The organism is uncultured Pseudophaeobacter sp. (genome assembly GCA_905479575.1).
Taxonomy (GTDB): Bacteria; Pseudomonadota; Alphaproteobacteria; order Rhodobacterales; family Rhodobacteraceae; genus Pseudophaeobacter.
In genome coordinates, this window is sequence record CAJQNB010000014.1 from 40,874 (window position 1) to 58,811 (window position 17,938).

11 protein-coding genes and 1 pseudogene are annotated in these 17,938 nt (G+C 58.5%); all 12 read left to right on the top strand.

The window, feature by feature from the left end:
* Entirely contained in the window at positions 1–1,878 is a 1,878-nt protein-coding gene (tssF, locus tag QZ268_RS04910) for a type VI secretion system baseplate subunit TssF (protein WP_295448912.1), read from the top strand.
* Positions 1,842–2,879 carry a type VI secretion system baseplate subunit TssG gene (gene tssG / locus QZ268_RS04915; protein WP_295448915.1) on the top strand — a complete coding sequence of 346 codons (1,038 nt, stop codon included), beginning with the start codon at positions 1,842–1,844 and terminating at the stop codon, positions 2,877–2,879. Before tssF ends, tssG begins: the two co-directional genes overlap by 37 nt.
* Positions 2,880–2,904: 25 nt before the next feature.
* On the top strand, positions 2,905–5,628 hold the full coding sequence (tssH, locus tag QZ268_RS04920) for a type VI secretion system ATPase TssH (protein WP_295448918.1): 2,724 nt from the start codon (positions 2,905–2,907) through the stop codon (positions 5,626–5,628).
* Between the two features lie 36 nt (positions 5,629–5,664).
* Entirely contained in the window at positions 5,665–6,912 is a 1,248-nt protein-coding gene (locus tag QZ268_RS04925) for a hypothetical protein (RefSeq protein WP_295448921.1), read from the top strand.
* Between the two features lie 80 nt (positions 6,913–6,992).
* On the top strand, positions 6,993–7,850 hold the full coding sequence (locus QZ268_RS04930; RefSeq protein ID WP_295448926.1) for an ion transporter: 858 nt from the start codon (positions 6,993–6,995) through the stop codon (positions 7,848–7,850).
* Positions 7,840–8,313: pseudogene (tssB, locus tag QZ268_RS04935) on the top strand (type VI secretion system contractile sheath small subunit); the annotation flags it as partial. The gene QZ268_RS04930 and the pseudogene tssB, both read left to right, overlap by 11 nt.
* Positions 8,299–11,841, top strand: a complete 3,543-nt coding sequence (locus QZ268_RS20160; protein ID WP_365321437.1) for a type VI secretion system contractile sheath large subunit — start codon at positions 8,299–8,301, stop codon at positions 11,839–11,841. The pseudogene tssB and the gene QZ268_RS20160, both read left to right, overlap by 15 nt.
* A gap of 75 nt (positions 11,842–11,916) precedes the next feature.
* On the top strand, positions 11,917–14,028 hold the full coding sequence (gene tssI, locus QZ268_RS04945; protein ID WP_295448929.1) for a type VI secretion system tip protein TssI/VgrG: 2,112 nt from the start codon (positions 11,917–11,919) through the stop codon (positions 14,026–14,028).
* Positions 14,029–14,037: 9 nt separating this feature from the next.
* Positions 14,038–14,664, top strand: a complete 627-nt coding sequence (locus QZ268_RS04950; protein WP_295448932.1) for a hypothetical protein — start codon at positions 14,038–14,040, stop codon at positions 14,662–14,664.
* A 1-nt stretch (position 14,665) separates the two neighbouring features.
* Entirely contained in the window at positions 14,666–14,965 is a 300-nt protein-coding gene (locus QZ268_RS04955) for a PAAR domain-containing protein (protein ID WP_295448935.1), read from the top strand.
* 7 nt (positions 14,966–14,972) lie between these two features.
* Positions 14,973–16,535, top strand: a complete 1,563-nt coding sequence (gene tagH, locus QZ268_RS04960) for a type VI secretion system-associated FHA domain protein TagH (RefSeq protein WP_295448938.1) — start codon at positions 14,973–14,975, stop codon at positions 16,533–16,535.
* A gap of 39 nt (positions 16,536–16,574) precedes the next feature.
* A complete protein-coding gene (gene tssK, locus QZ268_RS04965) occupies positions 16,575–17,915 on the top strand; it encodes a type VI secretion system baseplate subunit TssK (protein WP_295448941.1) in 1,341 nt (446 codons plus the stop codon).
* Positions 17,916–17,938 lie beyond the last annotated feature (23 nt).

Consider the following 17,938-nt stretch of genomic DNA (forward strand, 5'->3'; position numbering starts at 1 on the left):
ATGGATACCCGCCTTTTAGGCCACTATGAAAACGAGCTGAACTACCTGCGCGACATGGGGGCTGAATTTGCCGCTGCCTACCCCAAGATCGCGTCGCGTCTGGGGATGGAGGGGGTCGAGGTTCTTGACCCCTATGTGGAACGGCTGCTTGAAGGCGTCGCCTTTTTGTCAGCTCGTGTTCAGCTGGAGCTGGAACTGCAGTATCCGAATTTCACCTCCAACCTGCTGGAGATCATCTATCCGCATTATCTGGCTCCGACGCCATCGATGATGATTGCGCATTTTGAACCGGACCCGACCAACTCTGCCGTCAAAAGTGGTTATTTGATGCCGCGCGGTTCGGTGCTGCGCTCGCGTCTGGATGAGGGCGCGCAGACCCCTTGCGAGTTTCGCACCGCAGCCGATCTGACACTTTGGCCGGTGGAGATTTCCGAGGCGCAGTATATTGACGGGCGCGGTGATCTAGTCGCGGCAGGTGTTGCCACCGGATTTGAGGCGCGCGCCGGTATCCGCCTGCGACTAAAGCGTTCTGATGGGGAACCGCTGCGTGATCTCGACATGGACCGGTTGCAGATCTACTTGGGCAGCGCCGCAGGCAACAGCTGGCCGCTGCTAGAACTGCTGTGCACCCAGGTGCAGGGTATTGTTGCCCGCTCGACTGACCGCCGGGCCGATTGGCATTTGCCGCTGCCTGAGGGCCGTGTTGTACAAAAGGGATTTTCACGCGAGGAGGCGCTTTTGCCGGTGCCGGCGCGGGTGTTTGATGGCTACCGGCTGTTGCAGGAATTCTTTGCAATGCCCGAGCGGTTCCGCTTTGTCGAACTGCAGGGGCTGCGCCCGGCGCTGGAAAAGGCCGAGGGCGACGAGGTGGACCTGTATATCCCGCTGCGCGAAGGCCTGCGCGAGGCGTCTCAGGTGGTGTTGCCCGAGGTTTTTCAGCTCAATTGTATTCCTGCGGTGAACCTGTTTGAAAAACGCTGTGACCGGGTCCGTCTGACGGTGCGCGATACCGAACACCAGGTTGTTCCTAACCGGACTGCGGGTCTGGATTTTGAAATTTATGCGTTGAAAAAGGTGACGGGCATCAGTGGCGAGGGCGCCGATGATGTGGAGTTCCGGCCCTTTTATTCAGCAAATGATTTCACTGCAGCAGGGGAAACCCACCCGGCCTATTACACCTTAAAGCGCCGCATGCGGGAACGATCGGAAAAAGAACGTCTGCGCGGGGTGCGCTCCTCCTATCTGGGGTCCGAAGTCTACCTGACGCTGGTTGATCGCTCGCAAGCGCCCTATGGCGCCGATCTGGAGCAATTGGCAGTTCAGGCGCTGTGCACCAATCGGGATCTGCCGCTGTTGCTGGCAACGGGCAACGAGAACGTCTTTCATCTGCCCGAAGGCGGCCCGGTGAAACAGATCAACCTACCGATTTCGCCTACACGGCCACATCCGTCTTTGGGGCAGGGCGATACCGCCTGGCGGCTGATTTCTCATCTGTGCCTGAACTATGTCTCCATTGCCGACAGCGGTCGGGGCAATGCGGCAGAGGCCCTGCGGGAGCTGGTGGGGCTTTATGCGCCGCTGGGCAATCGGGTGACGGAGAAGCAGCTGGAGGGCATCGTCTCTGTGTCCAGCCGCCCCATCGTGCGACGGATGAGCGACGAAATCCTGTCGACGGCGGTGCGCGGCATGGAAATTTCCATCGGCTTTGACGAGAGCTTTTTTGAGGGCAGCAATATCTATGCGCTGGGGGCCGTGTTGGAGCGGTTTTTCCATGGCTACGCCAGCATCAATACATTTACCGAAACGGTTCTGACGACCGAAAAACGAGGGGAAATCGCCAGATGGCGACCGCAAAAGGGCCTGGGCCGAATGATCTGAGCCTCTTTGACCGGTTGGTCGAAGCCCCTGAGGAACACCATGTTTTTCAGGCTCTCAGGGTATTGGAGGCACATTTTCGAGATCACCCCCGTCTGGGGGAGAGCCGCCGCCCTCGGCAGGATGCATTGCGTTTGGGGCAAGAGGCCGAGCTGGCCTTTCCCCCATCGACGATTGCGAATTTCTCTGCGGCGACCAAAGAGGGGCCGGCGCGGTTGACCAATCGGTTCTTTGGTCTTTTTGGACCCCAGGGCCCTTTGCCGTTGCATCTGACCGAATATGCGCGCGACCGCAAACGCAACCATCGCGACCCAACCATGGTTGCCTTTGCCGATATGCTGACGCACCGGATGATGTCGCTGCTCTATCGGGCCTGGGCTGAGGGCGCGCCGGCGGTGAGTTTTGATCGCGATGAAGACCCTTTGGCGGATCGCGTCGCGGCATTGGCTGGCTATCATGGCAAGGGGCTGCAGCACCGCGATGAGATGCCGGATCTGGCCAAGCTGCATTTCACTGGTATCCTGGGGCAGGGGACCAAGACCCCCGCGGGGTTGGTGGCGATGCTGTCAGATTTCTTTTGTGTACCGGTACATCTGGAAGAGTTCGTCGGCAGTTGGCTGCAGCTGGAACCCGATGATCGCTGGCAGATGGGCCGGGGGCAGGGGGGCTTGGGCCAAAGCACCAGCCTGGGCGAAAAGGTCTGGAGCCGCTCTGCCAAGTTCCGCCTGCGCATCGGCCCGCTAGGGTTGGAAGACTATGAGAGGCTGCTGCCGGGAGGCGCGGCGCTGGACCGTCTGCGCGCGATTGTGCGCAGCTATGTTGGTGATTTTCTGGATTGGGATGTGAACCTGGTTCTGTCCGGCGATGCGGTGCCCCGGTCGAGCCTCGGCGGCGAGACCCGGCTTGGCCATACCAGTTGGATCCGCAGCCGACCGGACCCGGACGCAGACCAGCCGGATGTCGATGATTTGTTTTTATATCCCGGCGTCAGCTCGGGGATTTAAGAGTGCCTATAGGGAGTGAAATACCATGACCGAGATCAGCCGAGTGGCGCTATTCGGGAAGCTCAACAAATTGGGCTATCAAGCTGTAGAAGGGGCAACTGTGTTCTGCAAGATGCGGGGCAACCCCTATGTGGAACTGGTGCATTGGATGCATCAGCTTCTGGCGCAGCAAGACAGCGATCTACATCGTATCATTGAACATTATGATCTCGATTCCGGCAAAATCGCCACCGAAATGACCCGGGCGCTGGACATGTTGCCACGCGGGGCTTCAGCGATATCTGACCTGAGCGACCATTTGATGGACGCGATGGAACGCGGCTGGGTCTGGGGCTCTTTGCTGTATTCGGCAAGCCAGGTGCGCAGCGGTTATCTGCTTTTGGGCATGTTGAAGACACCAGCCCTGCGCAATCTCCTCGCCTCCATGTCGCCGGAACTGGCCCGCATTGGCGCGGATGATCTGGCGGATAATTTTGCCGAAGCCACGGATGGCTCGCCTGAGGCCACGATGTCGGCGCAGGATGGCAGTTCTGTGACCGGTGGCGGTGCCGAACCGGGAGAGTCCTCTGGCGCCATGGCTCCTGGTGCCATGGGCAAGGGCGAGGCGTTGGAACAGTTTTGCACCGATCTGACCGAACAGGCCCGCAATGGTGAGATTGATCCCATCGTCGGGCGCGACGAAGAGATCCGCCAGATTGTCGATATCCTGATGCGCCGCCGCCAGAACAATCCGATTCTGACCGGTGAAGCCGGGGTTGGCAAAACCGCGGTGGTCGAAGGCTTTGCCCTGCGCATTGCCCGCGGGGATGTGCCGCCCGCCCTGCGTAATGTGCGGCTCTTGGTGCTGGACATCGGCCTGCTGCAGGCTGGCGCCTCGATGAAGGGGGAGTTTGAAAACCGCCTGCGTCAGGTGATTGATGAGGTCCAGGCCAGTGCCGAACCTATCGTGATGTTTGTCGATGAAACCCACACACTTGTTGGTGCTGGCGGCGCGGCTGGCACCGGCGATGCGGCCAACCTGCTCAAACCGGCGCTGGCGCGGGGCACCCTGCGTACCATCGGCGCCACCACCTGGGCGGAATACAAGAAATACATCGAAAAAGATCCGGCGCTCACCCGGCGCTTCCAGGTGGTCAAGATCGACGAGCCCTCGGTGCCCAAGGCGATCCTGATGATGCGGGGCATTGCCTCGATGTTGGAGAAACACCACCGGGTACAGGTTCTGGACGAAGGGATCGAGGCGGCTGTCAGCCTGTCGGCGCGCTACATTCCAGCGCGGCAATTGCCAGATAAATCCGTGAGCCTGCTGGACACCGCCTGCGCCCGCGTAGCAGTCAGCCAGCACGCGGTGCCGGCAGAGGTGGACGACAGTCAGCGCCGCATCGAGGCCCTGACCACCGAGCTTGAAATTATCGGTCGCGATGAAACCGCCGGCTATGATGTTGCCGACCGGCGCGAGGCGGTGACGGTGGCAAAAGCCAGCGAGGAGGAGCGGCTGGCCGGGCTCACCATCCGTTGGGACAAGGAAAAAGCAGTGGTCCAGGAGATCCTCGACCTGCGCGCCAAACTCCGGGAGGGAGCCGCGCCCGTAGATGCTGCGGTGGATGCTGGGGAAGAGCTGGCCGAGGGCGCAGTGAACAGCCCGCTGACGGATGATGAGCGTGCGGCGCTGATGCAGCAGCTCAAGGACAAAAACGCTGAGCTGAACGCGCTGCAGGGAGATAGCGCCTTGATCCTGCCGATTGTCGACCACCAGGCCATCGCCAGCGTTGTGGGCGATTGGACCGGTATTCCGGTGGGCCGCATGGTCAAGGATGAAATCGACACAATTCTGCATCTCGAAGAACATCTGGCCAAACGTGTCATCGGCCAGGACCACGCGATGAAGATGATCGCCAAACGCATCCAGACCAGCCGTGCCGGGTTGGATAATCCCAACAAACCCATCGGTGTCTTTATGCTGGCAGGCACCTCGGGTGTTGGTAAAACCGAAACCGCCCTTGCCCTGGCTGAGGTGCTCTATGGCGGGGAACAGAACGTCATCACCATCAATATGTCGGAATACCAGGAGGCCCATACGGTCAGCTCTCTGAAAGGCGCGCCTCCCGGTTATGTCGGCTACGGCGAAGGTGGCGTGCTGACCGAGGCGGTGCGGCGCAAACCCTATTCGGTGGTGCTGCTGGACGAGGTTGAAAAGGCGCACCCGGATGTGCACGAGATCTTTTTTCAGGTCTTTGACAAGGGCGTGATGGAGGATGGCGGGGGCCGGGTGATTGATTTCAAAAACACCCTGATCCTGCTCACCTCCAATGCGGGATCTGACATGATTATGGACATGTGCGCCGACCCGGATTTGATGCCGGCGCCCGAAGGCATCGCCAAGGCGCTGCGGGATCCCCTGCTAAAGATCTTCCCGGCGGCCCTGTTGGGGCGGCTGGTGACAATCCCCTATTTTCCGCTCAGCCCTGATATGATCGGCAAAATCACCAGGCTGCAGCTGGGCCGGATCAAAAAACGGGTGGAAGAGGCACATGGCGTACCGTTCTCCTACACGGATGCTGTTGTCGACAAGATCGTCGACCAATGCCAGGAGCTGGAAAGCGGTGGCCGGATGATTGATGCAATTGTCACCAACTCCATGCTGCCGGATATCTCAAACGAGTTTTTGCGCCGCCTCATGGCGGGAGAGGAGGTGGCCTCGGTCGCCATTGATGTCAAAGATGGGGAGTTCTCATACAGCTTCGATTAAGTGCGGTTTTGAAACGGGGAAGAGGAAGGAGATGAGATGGTCAAACATGTGGTGATGGACATCAAGAACCTGGACATAAAAGTGTCTGGGCTGGAAATGGTAGATCCGCCAAAACTGTCGTTCAAAGTTGTGATCGAGCTGGATAAGAAAATGGAGAAGGGGGCCGACAAAGACCCTCTTTTGCAGCAGGAATTCCAGGCTGCTGCCAGCGACGTGCTGGATCAGACCAAAGAGACAATTGAGAAGAAGTGTAAGATTTTTGACAAGCTCTTTGTCCAGATGGTGAACAAAGGTGCCTCTGAAAAGGAGATGCAGAAACAGCTGAAGGGCCTGAACGACGCCATCAAAAATGACGTCAAAGTTGCCGAAAAAGGCGCTGAACTGGCGGCCGCCAAAGCCTGGAGCGATCTGCAAAAGAAACGCAAGGAATGGTCCAAGTTCAAGATCAAAATTGGCGTCTCGATTGTTGGCACGCTGGCTGGGCTGGCAGTCAGTATCGCGGCCATGGCGACCTCGCCCTTTTCCGGCGGTGCGGGGGCAGCCTTTGCGATTATTGGCTTTATCAAGTCTGGCGTCAGCTTGGCACAGGATGTGGGCAAGCTGGCCATTAACATAGACCAGTCCAAAGCCATTCTGGTCAAGAACCTGGCGGTGGTTGAAAAAGCGGCCTCAAACCCGGCCCTGAACGCCACAAACGAGGCCTCTGCCGCAGTTTTCCAGGAATTTCTGGGCGTGTCGCAACCTTCGGTCAAGACGGTTGAGGACGCGGCGGATACGCTGAAAGCGAAATATGCCCAGATGATCGTCAAGATGCATGACCTCTCCAAGACCCTGGCAAAGATCCTCAAGGAGCAGGATAAACTGAAGAAGGAGTTTTTGACCGAGGTCGGCAACAAGCTGAAAAAGCACCCGGTGAAGGATAAGAAAGCGCAGCTGGTGATGATCAGCAAGGCGCTGGATACTGCTCTGGCCAAAAACTATGCTGCGGTGCAAAGTGCCATTGACAAGATTCAGGCCATGTATGGCGCGGCGCGGAAATGGGCCGACAATATCAAGGATCTGATGAAGCGGGTCAAAGCGCTGACGATCAAGGATCCAAAGGCACTCAAGGTGTTCCGCGAAGCGCTGAAATTTGCAGCCCTCGGGTTGTCGCCAATAGATGGCAATTCCATCGCAACCGGGGTCAAGGATTTGGCGTTGGGGGTTGGCGGCGCAGCAGGCGGTTATGTTTATGACAAACTGACCAGCAAAGCCCTGGATGGCACCGTTTTTGACGCGGCCTAACGGCTGAATATCAACCGCCGGGCGCTTTGATGCCCGGCAAAATACCGATGCAGTATCGCCATGACCAGTGGAGAAAACCCGTGAATGAGAGCGCCCAAACTCAGCTGACCCTACAAGACCGCGCCCGCGATTTTGTTGAGCGCCCGGTGGTGACCAATTCCATTCTTGGAATTATCATTTTCAACGCGGTGACCCTGGGATTGAGCACGTCGGATACCGTTACCCAACATGTCGGCGGCTTACTGAGCGCGGTGGACAAACTGGTCCTCACGGTCTTTGTCGCCGAATTGGCGCTCAAATTGTTTGCCTATCGGATCAAGTTCTTTTCTTCCGCCTGGAACATTTTTGACCTGCTGGTGGTCAGTGTTGGCCTGCTTCCGGACCGGCAGGGGCTGTCGGCGCTGCGGGGGCTGCGGGTTATTCGTGCATTGCGATTGCTGTCGGTGATCCCTCAGATGCGAAAGGTGGTGCAGGCACTGCTGGATGCGCTGCCGGGCATGGGCGCCGTGATCGTCATGATCTCGATCGTGTTTTACGTCTTTGGGGTGATGGCGACGCTGATGTATGGCGCGGCCTTTGACGAGTGGTTCGGCACACTGGGACGCTCGCTTTATTCGCTGTTCCAGATCATGACCCTGGAAAGCTGGTCCATGGGCATCGTGCGGCCGGTGATGGAAGTCTATCCCATGGCCTGGTCCTTCTTTGTGCCCTTCATCGTCATTACCGCCTTTTCGGTGCTGAACCTTTTTATCGGTTTGCTGGTCAATACCATGCAGTCAGCGGTGGAGGCCGAGGCCGAAGCCGAGTTTGAACAACTGCGGGACCTGGTGCGCAAGGAAACGGATCTTGTGGATGCACATGTGCTGGAGCTGCACGCGGAGCTGAAGGCGCTGCGGCAAGAACTGAGCGCGTTTAAGGGAGGTGAAAATGGCCGATAGTTCGCAAAAATTCGTGGGCCGTAATCGGGCACCTCGGGTGCAGATCGAATATGATGTCGAACTTTACGGTGCTGAAAAGAAGGTGCAGCTGCCCTTTGTCATGGGTGTGATGAGCGACCTTTTGGGCAAAAGTTCCACCCCACAGCCTGCCATTGCGGATCGCAAATTCCTTGAAATTGATGTGGATAATTTTGACGACCGCATGAAAGCCATGGCCCCACGAGCTGCCTTTACGGTGCCAAATACTCTGACCGGTGAGGGCAATCTGTCGATAGATCTCACCTTTGAGCGCATGAAGGACTTCAGCCCTGGTGCCATTGCGTCCAAAGTGGACAGCCTGCGGCCTTTGTTGGAGGCGCGCAATCAGCTGCAAACACTGATGGCCTATATGGATGGCAAAACCGGCGCCGAAGAGCTGATTGAGAAGATCCTGCAAAATCCCGCCTTGATGTCGACGCTGGCCGAAGGCGGGGCGACTTCTGCCGCGGATCAGGACAGTGCCCTGGGCAGCCTGCGAGCGCTTGAAGTGCCTGAAGCCGAGCCTGACACCAGCGATGACGTGCTTGCATCCCTGGCAACACAGACTCCATCCGAGACGGAGCAGGGGGATGGCGTGTCTGACGCCCTTGCCAGCCTTGCAGTCAACGCGCCAGAGGATCTGCCCCAGCCGGAGACAGGCGCTGAGACTGACGCCGCACTTGCGGCTTTAGCGGCCTCGGCCCCTCGCGAGCCCGCGCAGGCCGACACAGGTGAGACCGCGCTGGCAGCCCTGCGGAATCTGGACCCAGTTGCCGAAGATCCGCCAGAGGACACGACGGATGTCTTGGGGGATCTGGCCCGCGCTGGCGAAGAGCTCCAGCAGCCTGAAACCCCGTCCAATGACGGGATCCTTCAGGACCTGGCCGCCACAGAGATACCGGAAGCCGCCGCGCCAGACCCGCTGGCGGATATCCTGTCTGATCTCGAGGCCGCGCAGCCCGAGCCTGAGGAAGGCGCGGACGATCTGGCAGATGTGTTGGGATCTTTGCAGGACGCGGCCCTACCGGAAGAGGGCTCAGACGATGGGGATCTGTCTGGTGCAATTTTGGACGAACTGGCGGCGCAAGAGCTGGAACCCGCAACCGATGTAGAAGCGGATGATCTTGCGGCGCTTCTGGATGATCTTTCTGCTGTCGCGCCGGATGAGGCAGGACGCGAAGGTGCCGACCTGACCGAGGTTCTGGGATCTCTGGCGGACAGTGAGGCAGAGCCCGACAGCGTACCACAGGTGGGCGACATCCTGGCGGATGTTGTTACCAGCACGCCCGTCACCGCTGCAGAGGATGCACCGGACGATGATCTCGCGGATATTCTGGGCGCACTGGATCTGGGGGAAGAAACCGAGGGCTCTGAGGGTGATGTGGATTTGCAGGATATGTTGGCAGAGCTGGCACCTGCAGAACAGGACGTTTTGGATGAAACTTCGGAGCTGGATGATGTGCTCGCCGGGCTGGAGCAAGCCGACGCCCCACGCGCACCAGAGGCCGTAAATGATCTGAATGATCTGCTGTCAGATTTGGCCAGTACAGCCCCCGCCGAAGATGGCGGGGACAGCGCCGAGGAAGCGAGCCTGGAGGGGCTGCTTGCCGATCTGGACCTGGAAGAAGACAGCCCGGACGCAGCGGTGGATGTGGACAGTATTTTGTCCGACCTGGAGGCCGCGCCGGGCCCCAATCCCGCGCCCGGTGACGCTACCGAGGGCAGCGAGGCTGCTGAGACGAGCCTGTCGGAACTGCTGGGGGCAACAGACGGGGTGGAGACAGATCTGGATGATCTGCTGGGATCCTCCGACGCAGAGGGAGGCACTTCTGAGGAGGAGCTTGACCTTGATGATCTTCTGGGGGACCTGACCAGCGACTTTGCCGAGGACCTGGATGATCCAGAAGCGGCGACCGACAGCGCAGCCATCGACACCGCAGAGAGCGCGGGGCTCGACGATTTGTTGGCCGATTTGGACGATGCTGCCGACACTGGCTCGGTGGCGGAGAGCCAGGAGGACGTCGCGCTGGATCTGAGCGATGATCTGATGGATTTGGATGCGCTTCTTGGCGATCTCGAAAGCGATACAGCCGCTGCGGATATTGCGCAGAGCGCGGAACTCGGGGGGGAGCAGGTCGAAGCTGAGCAACAGGCGGTTTTTGCCGAGCCTGAATTTGCCTATGGAACCATCAGTGCAGAGCGCCCTGTCGCGCAGCAGTTGACCCGAAAGCGGTTTCGCATTGCCCTGTTTGGTGATTTTTCGGGCCGGGCAGCCCGTGGTCAGGTGGAAACCGGCGATGCGCTGGCGCAGCGGCCCGGCATCCTGTTGGACCCTGATACCGTCGAAGAGGTGATTGAAGGTTTTGCCAGCCCGTTGATCCTGCCCATCGGTCAGAATGAGGGTGGCATTTCGGTCAACCTAAAAGAATTTGACGACCTGCATCCAGATGGGCTGTTTGAAAATGTTGCGCTGTTTTCCGAACTTGTGAGCCTGCGCGATCAGCTGCAGTCTGGGGTCACGGTTGAGCACGCCAGCCGCAGCCTGGCGGCCTGGGCGGCGCAATATGGCACGCCCGTACGGGCGCCAAAACGGACCTCAGCCAGCAATTCGGTGCCAGCAGATCGGCGGTTGAGCGCCTTTCAACAGCTGATTGGCGATGCTGATAATTCCCTGCGGGAGGCCTCACCGATAGATGAGCTGCTGGCCCGGGTGGTTGGTCCCTATATTCGCGCCTTGCCCAATCCAGAGGTGCCCGCGATGCAGGCGGCGGTGGATGCTGCCCTGTCGGACGCGATGCGCCTGGTGCTGCATCACCCGGAGTTTCAGGCGCTGGAGGCGCAGTGGCGCTCTTTGGATCTCATTGCCCGCTCGGTGGAGGTCGACGACAGTCTTGAGGTGGTGCTGTATGATGTCTCTGCTGAAGAACTGGCTGCAGATCTGGCATCTCAAGACGACCTGGCCAGTTGCGGCCTGACCCGATTGTTGAGCGAAGAGCCTATGGACCCGGAGCTGGGGCGGGGCGGCTATTCAGCCCTGATCGGCATGTACGGGTTTGAGGAAACCCCTCCCCATGCGGAACTGTTGGGACGGATCGCGCGGGTGGCGGCGCATGTGGATGCGCCGTTCTTTACCAGCCTGTCACCGGAATTCCTGAAAACGGAAAAAAAGGATCGCCCAGCTGTGGTGGCCAATGCCTGGGATACCCTGCAACAGATGCCCGAGGCAGGCCATTTGGCCCTGGCCAGCCCCCGGTTCTTGCTGCGCCGTCCCTATGGCGCCAAAAGCAACCCGGTGGATGCCTTTGACTTTGAGGAGTTCTCAGAGACTGAGGGGTTGAAGGGGATGCTGTGGGGCAATCCGGTGGTGCTGGTGACCATCCTGCTGGCGCGCTCCTTCAAGCAAAATGGCGCCTCGATGCAATTGGGCTCTATCATGTCGCTGGGCGGGATGCCCTATCACACGGTGAATGATCGTTTTGGCGATCAGGTGGCGCTGCCTTGCACCGAACGCAACATAGATCTGGACAAAATTGCCCTGGCCAATGAGCGTGGGGTGATGGCTATCAGCGCCGTCAAAGGCCGGGATGAGCTGCGTCTGACGTCGTTTTCCTCTGTTGCCGGGAGTGAGGTTCTGGGTCCTTGGAGCGGTGTTCCGGCCCCGGCCCCTTCGCCAGCGGATCCGCGCGAGAAAGCAGGCATTGCAGCTGCAAAACCCGCCGATGCTACGCCGCAGAGCGTGGAAGACAACGGCGGTTCGCAGGCGGATGATCTGGATTTGAGCGACTTGGGCCTGGATGATCTGGGCCTTGACGATCTGGATCTGGGGGACGCCGCAAGCGGCGATACTGCAGATGAAGCTGGGGATCTGGACGATCTAGACGCGCTGTTGGCGGGATTTGGCGACGATACGGATACGGAAGAGAATGATGACGAGATGGACGCCGAATTAGCGGCCCTATTGGCGGATTTGTAATGACGAAATTTGATTTGGCAGCGGTGTATTTTCACCCAGTTTTTAACCCGATCGTGATCGGGGAAAGGAGGAGCCATGGTTGAGAGCAAAGCACATGACAGTGACATGGTCTGGATGTCCGGCAGTTATTCTGTACGGGATCTTTTGCTGAAACGTGCCATTGTGCGCGAAGGCCTGAGCAAGCTGACTGAGACCACAGTCGAGTTTCAGTCCAAAAACAAAGCAATCAAACTGGAAGATATCGTTGGTCAGACGATGAACCTGCATGTCCAGACCGAGGGCGGCACAGATCAGAAGTTTTCGGGTCTCTGTATCTCGGTGGAAAACATGGGGTTTCGCGATGGCTATGGGCTCTATGTGGCAGAGGTGCGCCCCTGGTTCTGGCTGTTGACACGTACGACAGATAGCCGGGTTTTTCAGGAGCTTTCTGCGGTGGATGTCATCAAGCAGATTTTCAGTGAAAACGGTTTCACCGACTTTCGTGATCGTTTGAGCGAAAGCTACGAGGCGCGCGACTATTGCCTGCAATACCGCGAGACCGACTATGATTTTATCTGTCGCCTGATGGAAGAGGAGGGGATCTACTTCTACTTTGACAGCAGCAGCGATAAAAACGCGGCAGAAACACTGGTGCTGTGTGACGGGATGAGCGGTCATTCACCAGTGAACGGCAAATCACAGGTCGAGTTCCACGCCCGCGATGATCGGGACCGTCGCCGCGAAGATCATATTTCTGAGTGGGCACATGAAGAAGTGCTGACCACCGGCAAGGTGACTCTGAATGATTTTGATTTCCTGTCACCGGCTGCGGATCTGAAAGTTAAAAATGCCATTCCCAAAGGCAGTCATAGCCACAAGGATTTTGAGCATTACGATTACCAGGGCCATTATCGCAAAGACACCGGTCTGGGGAACAAACGCGCCCGAGTTCAGATGGAGGCGGAGGCAGTCCGGCACAAGCGCTGGCGCGGGGCTGGCAGTCTGCGGACCTTGGGCACCGGCTATACCTTTCAATTGAAAAACCACCCGGATAAGCCGGCCAATGGTGAATACCTGGTGGTGGATGCCGTGCACTATTTACAGGTCGCAGGGGACTACAACGAACGGGAAAAACGCACGACTGCAGCGGCTGAAGCAGGTGAAATGCGCCATGACATCAAGCCGCGCAACATGGACTTCCCAGAAGAAATCAAAGGCGATGCCTATGCCAGCACTTTTGGTGCCATCGAAAAGCACGAGCAATTTCGCGCCCCTCTCGCCACCAAATGGCCGCAGGTTCCGGGGCTGCAAACAGCAACTGTGGTTGGCCCCAGCGGCGAAGAGATCCTGACTGATAAACACGGCCGCATCAAGATTGAGTTCCACTGGGACCGTGAAGGCGATGCAGATGAGAAATCCTCTTGTTTTGTGCGGGTTGTGACGCCCTGGTCGGGGAAAAACTGGGGCATGGTTGCGGTGCCGCGCATCGGCCAGGAAGTGGTGGTGCAGTTTGAGGATGGCAATCCGGATCGCCCGATCTGTACCGGTATGTTGTATAATGCCGATACCATGCCACCCTATACCTACCCGGATGATCAGACACAGCTGGGCATCAAAACCAACTCCTCCAAGGGCGGCGGCGGTTACAATGAGCTGATGTTCGACGACAAAAAGGGCGAAGAACTGATGCGGGTGCAGGCGGAAAAAGATCATCAGATGTTGATCAAAGACCGCTCAGCCGTCACCATCGGTCTGGACGCGCCGGAACCGGATGCGCCTGGCACCGATGAAAAAAGCTATGCCATGACCGTCAAACAGCACATGGATGAGGTGGTCAAAAGCGGCAACCGTACAGAGGTGGTTGAAACTGGCGACAAGGCGGAAACCATTCAGACAGGCAACATGACCCTGGATGTGGACACCGGAAACTTGACCGAGACCATCGCCAAGGGCAATCATGATGAAACCGTCAGTCTTGGCAATATCTCGGTGGATGCCACGGCCGGCAAAATTAAAATGACAGCTGGTCTGGAGATCTTGCTACAGGTCGGGCCTTCGTCGGTGAAGATCGACAATTCAGGTGTGACGATCAAAGGACCTATGATCAAAGTCGAAGGCAGTGCCATGGTTGAGGCCAAGGCCCCAATGACAACCGTCAAAGGGGACGCGATGCTGACCCTTAAAGGCGGCCTGACGATGATCAACTAGGTGGGAAATATGTCAGAGAACTTCGAAAACCTGGTCAAGCTTCCCGCTGACCCCGTGGCCAAACTGCTGTCGCATGCCAATGTGTTGTTGAAAACGCCGCTCCAATCGCCGCCATCGGCGGCGGCTGGTGTTGTCCTGAAAGAGCTTTACGACAAAGAGGCCCTGGTGGATCTGTTGCGGCTTTTGGGGGTCTTGCTCCCCCCGCGTGAGCGGGTTTGGTGGGCCTGTATGGCAGCCCGGGATTATATCGGTCCGCGTTCCGACAAGGATCCCGCCTCGCTGAGCTGTTCCGAGGCCTGGGTCAGGGATCCTTCAGAGGAAAACCGGGACGCGGCCCGGTTGACGCTGGATCACGCCTACATTGATGATGATACGGTGAATTGCGCCCTTTCGGTGCTTTATGCACCGGGAACACTGGGGCCGGGAGACCTCAACCAATATCCGGCCCCCGCTGGGGCGTCAGAAGCAGCGGCCTTTGCGATGAATATGGTAGCATTGAGCCAATTGTCTGATAAGTTTGAAGAACACGGCCGGATTTTGGTCGCGCGTGCTTTGGATATTGCGCGTGGGGGTAATGGACAGGGCAGGGCCAAAGCGGCCAATCCTGATCCAGGTAACGAGAAAGAGGAGGCCTGATATGGGAATGCCCCAGGCACGGGTGTTGGATTTGCATGCCTGCATGCTGCCGTCGATTCCACCACCACCGGCCTTGCCGGTGCCAACACCGATCATGCCGCCCTGTGCGGTGACCGTTCTGGTCGGGAAACTGCCGGCTGCCCGGCTGAGCGATATGTGCACGGCGGCGCCGCCACACCCCATTGTCAAAGGTTCGGCGACGGTGCTGATCAATAAACTGCCAGCGGCGCGGATCACGGATACCGCCGCCTGTGGCGGTTTGATCATCAAGGGTGAGTTCACCGTGTTGGTGGGAGGCTAAGCGACCCATGGGGGTGACACTCAAGTTTCAGAACTCTGGTGCGATGCCTGGCAATGCCGCGCCAGTCGCAATGCTGGGGCCCAGCCTGACCATTGGGCGGGGCGACAGCAACGATATGGTTCTGCCTGACCCGGATCAGCTGTTGTCGCGCAACCATTGCGCCATCGAGGACCACAATGGCAATGTTGTGGTAGTTGACCTCAGCGCAAACGGAACCTTTCTGAACTACTCCAAAATCCCGCTTGGACGTACGCCGACGCCGTTGAACAATGGCGATGTGCTCTGTGTGGGTAACTACGAGCTGCTGGTCGAAATTCACAGCAGCTCAACCGCCCAGATGATCCCCGATCCGTTGTCCGATGCACCGGTGTCGCATGGGGTGGCCAATAATGCGCCGGATCCGATGGCGCTGTTGGATGATGCAGGTCCTGCCGGAGATTTTTTGGATGATCTTCTTGGCGCTTCGAACCCCACCGGACCATCGCAGCTCAACCCGGTTGATCCGATTGATGATCTGTTGCCGCCCCTGGGCGAAGAGGAAGATCCATTTTTTCAAAAGCCCAGTGACGGGCGCGAAGGGGTCGGCGCCAGCCTGCCCAGCCATTCCGCGTCGGCGGCGGATAGTTTTGCAAGCCCGGCTGCACATAGCGCGACAATCCCTGATGACTGGGATGATGACTTTTTGTCAGGGATCGGCGAACCGGCTACGCCCAGCCCCGCTGCGCCTCCGATTACGGCCCCACCTGCTGCCGTGCCCCCTGTTCCGACACCTACGCCTGCTCCCGCAGCGGCAATTGTAGAACCTGCCCCGGCTGTACCAACAGGGGCAGCCACGTCATCAGACCCCTTTGCCGAACCCTCGGATACTGTGGCCACAACCCTAGAGGCTCCTGTTGTCGCGCCAGCGGCTCCCCCTGTGGAAACTGCGGTGGCCAAAGAGACCCCAAAACAAGCTGAGGCAGAGGCGGCGGGCAAATCGGAACTGCCCTCAAACGCGGTCGCTGCGTTTTTGCGGGGTCTTGGTGTTGAAGAGAATGCTTTGGGAGATGAAGACCCGGCTAAATCCATGGGGCGTATGGGGCGGGTCTTGCAGACATTGGTGACGGGCCTGCGTGAAATCCTGATGACGCGGACCTCGATCAAATCGGAATTCCGCATCGAACAAACGATGATCTCGGCTGGGGGCAACAACCCGCTAAAGTTCTCGATCACACCAGAGCAAGCGGTCGAGGCCATGCTGAAACCCGCCACCAAGGGCTATCTCAGCCCCGAGACTGCCGTCGAAGAGGCGCTGAAGGATATCAAGGCGCATGAAGTTGCCATGGTGACCGGCATGGAGGCGGCGCTAAAAGGCGTTTTGACCCGGCTCGACCCCAAGGCGCTGGAAGCGCAGATCGAAGATAAAGGCGGATTAAGCGGTCTCTTGCGTGGTAAAAAAGCCCGCTATTGGGACGTCTATGAACGGCTGTTTTCCGAGATTTCGGATCAGGCCGAAAACGATTTTCATGACTTGTTCAGCCGCGAATTTGCGCGGGCCTACAAGGCGCAATTGGACAAATTAAAAGACTGAACCGCGCAGATCTGCGCGGACAATTAAGGGGAGAACCAGGTGTCCTGGGACAGCAAGGTGCTTTGGACTGAGGGGCTATTTCTGCAGCCGCATCACTTCCAGCAATCAGATCGCTATACCGAAGGCCTGGTGACAGGCCTGGCCCGTCGTCTTGCCCCTTATGCCTGGGGGGTCAATGCGTTGGAAATTGACCACGAGGCGCTGAAGATCGGCCAGTTCGCTCTCAAATCCTGCGAGGGCTTGACCCAGGATGGCAGCATCTTTCGGGTGCCAATGGCAGACCCACATCCCCCGGCGCTAGAAGTGCCGACCACCATAAAGGACTGCGTGGTCTATCTTACGGTGCCGCAGCGTCGCCAAGGCGCGGTCGAGGTCGACCTGAGCGGAGCCGAGCGGTCCGCTAGCCGGTTGCGCCCGGCGAGCCAGGAAGTCACCGATGTCACCAGCACAGAGCGCAAACCGGTGCCTTTGAGTGTGGGCAAGATGCGGCTGCAATTTGCGCTGGGTGTGGATGACATGGCGGACCTGCTGGCGATCCCGGTGGCGCGTATCATCGAGGTGCGCTCAGATAAAGAGATCATCCTGGATCAGGCCTTTATACCCTCTTGCCTGGATGCGCGCGCGGCCTCGGTCCTGCGGGACTTCCTGCGTGAACTCGAAGGGTTGTTGGCGCACCGGATGGAGGCCCTGTCGGGCCGTCTGGCCGAGGCAGGATCTGCCCGCGGTGTGGCAGATGTTTCTGACTTTATGCTGTTGGCGGTGGTGAACCGGATGTTGCCGATGATCCGGCATTTGCGTCAGATCGAAAACCTGCACCCCGAACGTTTGTATATGCTCTGTGCCGGTTTGGCCGGGGAGCTGTCAGGCTACATGGCGGCGGACAAACAGGCGCCGGAGTTGCCCTCTTATACCCATGACGATCTGATGGGCTGTTTTGCGCCGCTCATCCGGGTGCTGCGGCAATATCTCAGCTCGGTACTGGAACAGACGGCCATCGCGATCAAACTGGAAGAGCGCAAATATGGCATCTCGGTTGGGGTGATTGCGGATCGCAAACTGTTGGGCAATGCCGGGTTTGTGCTGGCGGTAAGTGCAGACCTGCCTGCCGAAGACGTGAGGCGCCATTTTGCCGGCCAGGCCAAGATCGGCCCGGTTGAGGAAATTCGACAACTGGTCAATTCGGCACTGCCGGGGATCACGCTGCGGCCCCTGCCGGTGGCCCCACGCCAGATCCCCTATCATTCTGGTGTGGTCTATTTTGAAATGGATGCGGACAGCCCCTATTGGCGCAAGATGACCACCTCTGGCGGCGTTGCGGTGCATGTGTCCGGGCAATATCCGGGGCTGAAGATGGAACTTTGGGCCATTCGCAACAGCTAAGGCAGGCAGATACATCAGCCCTC

Coding starts and splice junctions, on each gene's coding strand:
- tssG (WP_295448915.1), top strand. CDS start 1,842: ATGGCGACCGCAAAAGGGCCTGGGCCGAATGATCTGAGCCTCTTTGAC.
- QZ268_RS20160 (WP_365321437.1), top strand. CDS start 8,299: ATGTCGACGCTGGCCGAAGGCGGGGCGACTTCTGCCGCGGATCAGGAC.
- tssI (WP_295448929.1), top strand. CDS start 11,917: ATGGTTGAGAGCAAAGCACATGACAGTGACATGGTCTGGATGTCCGGC.
- QZ268_RS04925 (WP_295448921.1), top strand. CDS start 5,665: ATGGTCAAACATGTGGTGATGGACATCAAGAACCTGGACATAAAAGTG.
- tagH (WP_295448938.1), top strand. CDS start 14,973: ATGGGGGTGACACTCAAGTTTCAGAACTCTGGTGCGATGCCTGGCAAT.
- QZ268_RS04955 (WP_295448935.1), top strand. CDS start 14,666: ATGGGAATGCCCCAGGCACGGGTGTTGGATTTGCATGCCTGCATGCTG.
- QZ268_RS04950 (WP_295448932.1), top strand. CDS start 14,038: ATGTCAGAGAACTTCGAAAACCTGGTCAAGCTTCCCGCTGACCCCGTG.
- tssF (WP_295448912.1), top strand. CDS start 1: ATGGATACCCGCCTTTTAGGCCACTATGAAAACGAGCTGAACTACCTG.
- tssH (WP_295448918.1), top strand. CDS start 2,905: ATGACCGAGATCAGCCGAGTGGCGCTATTCGGGAAGCTCAACAAATTG.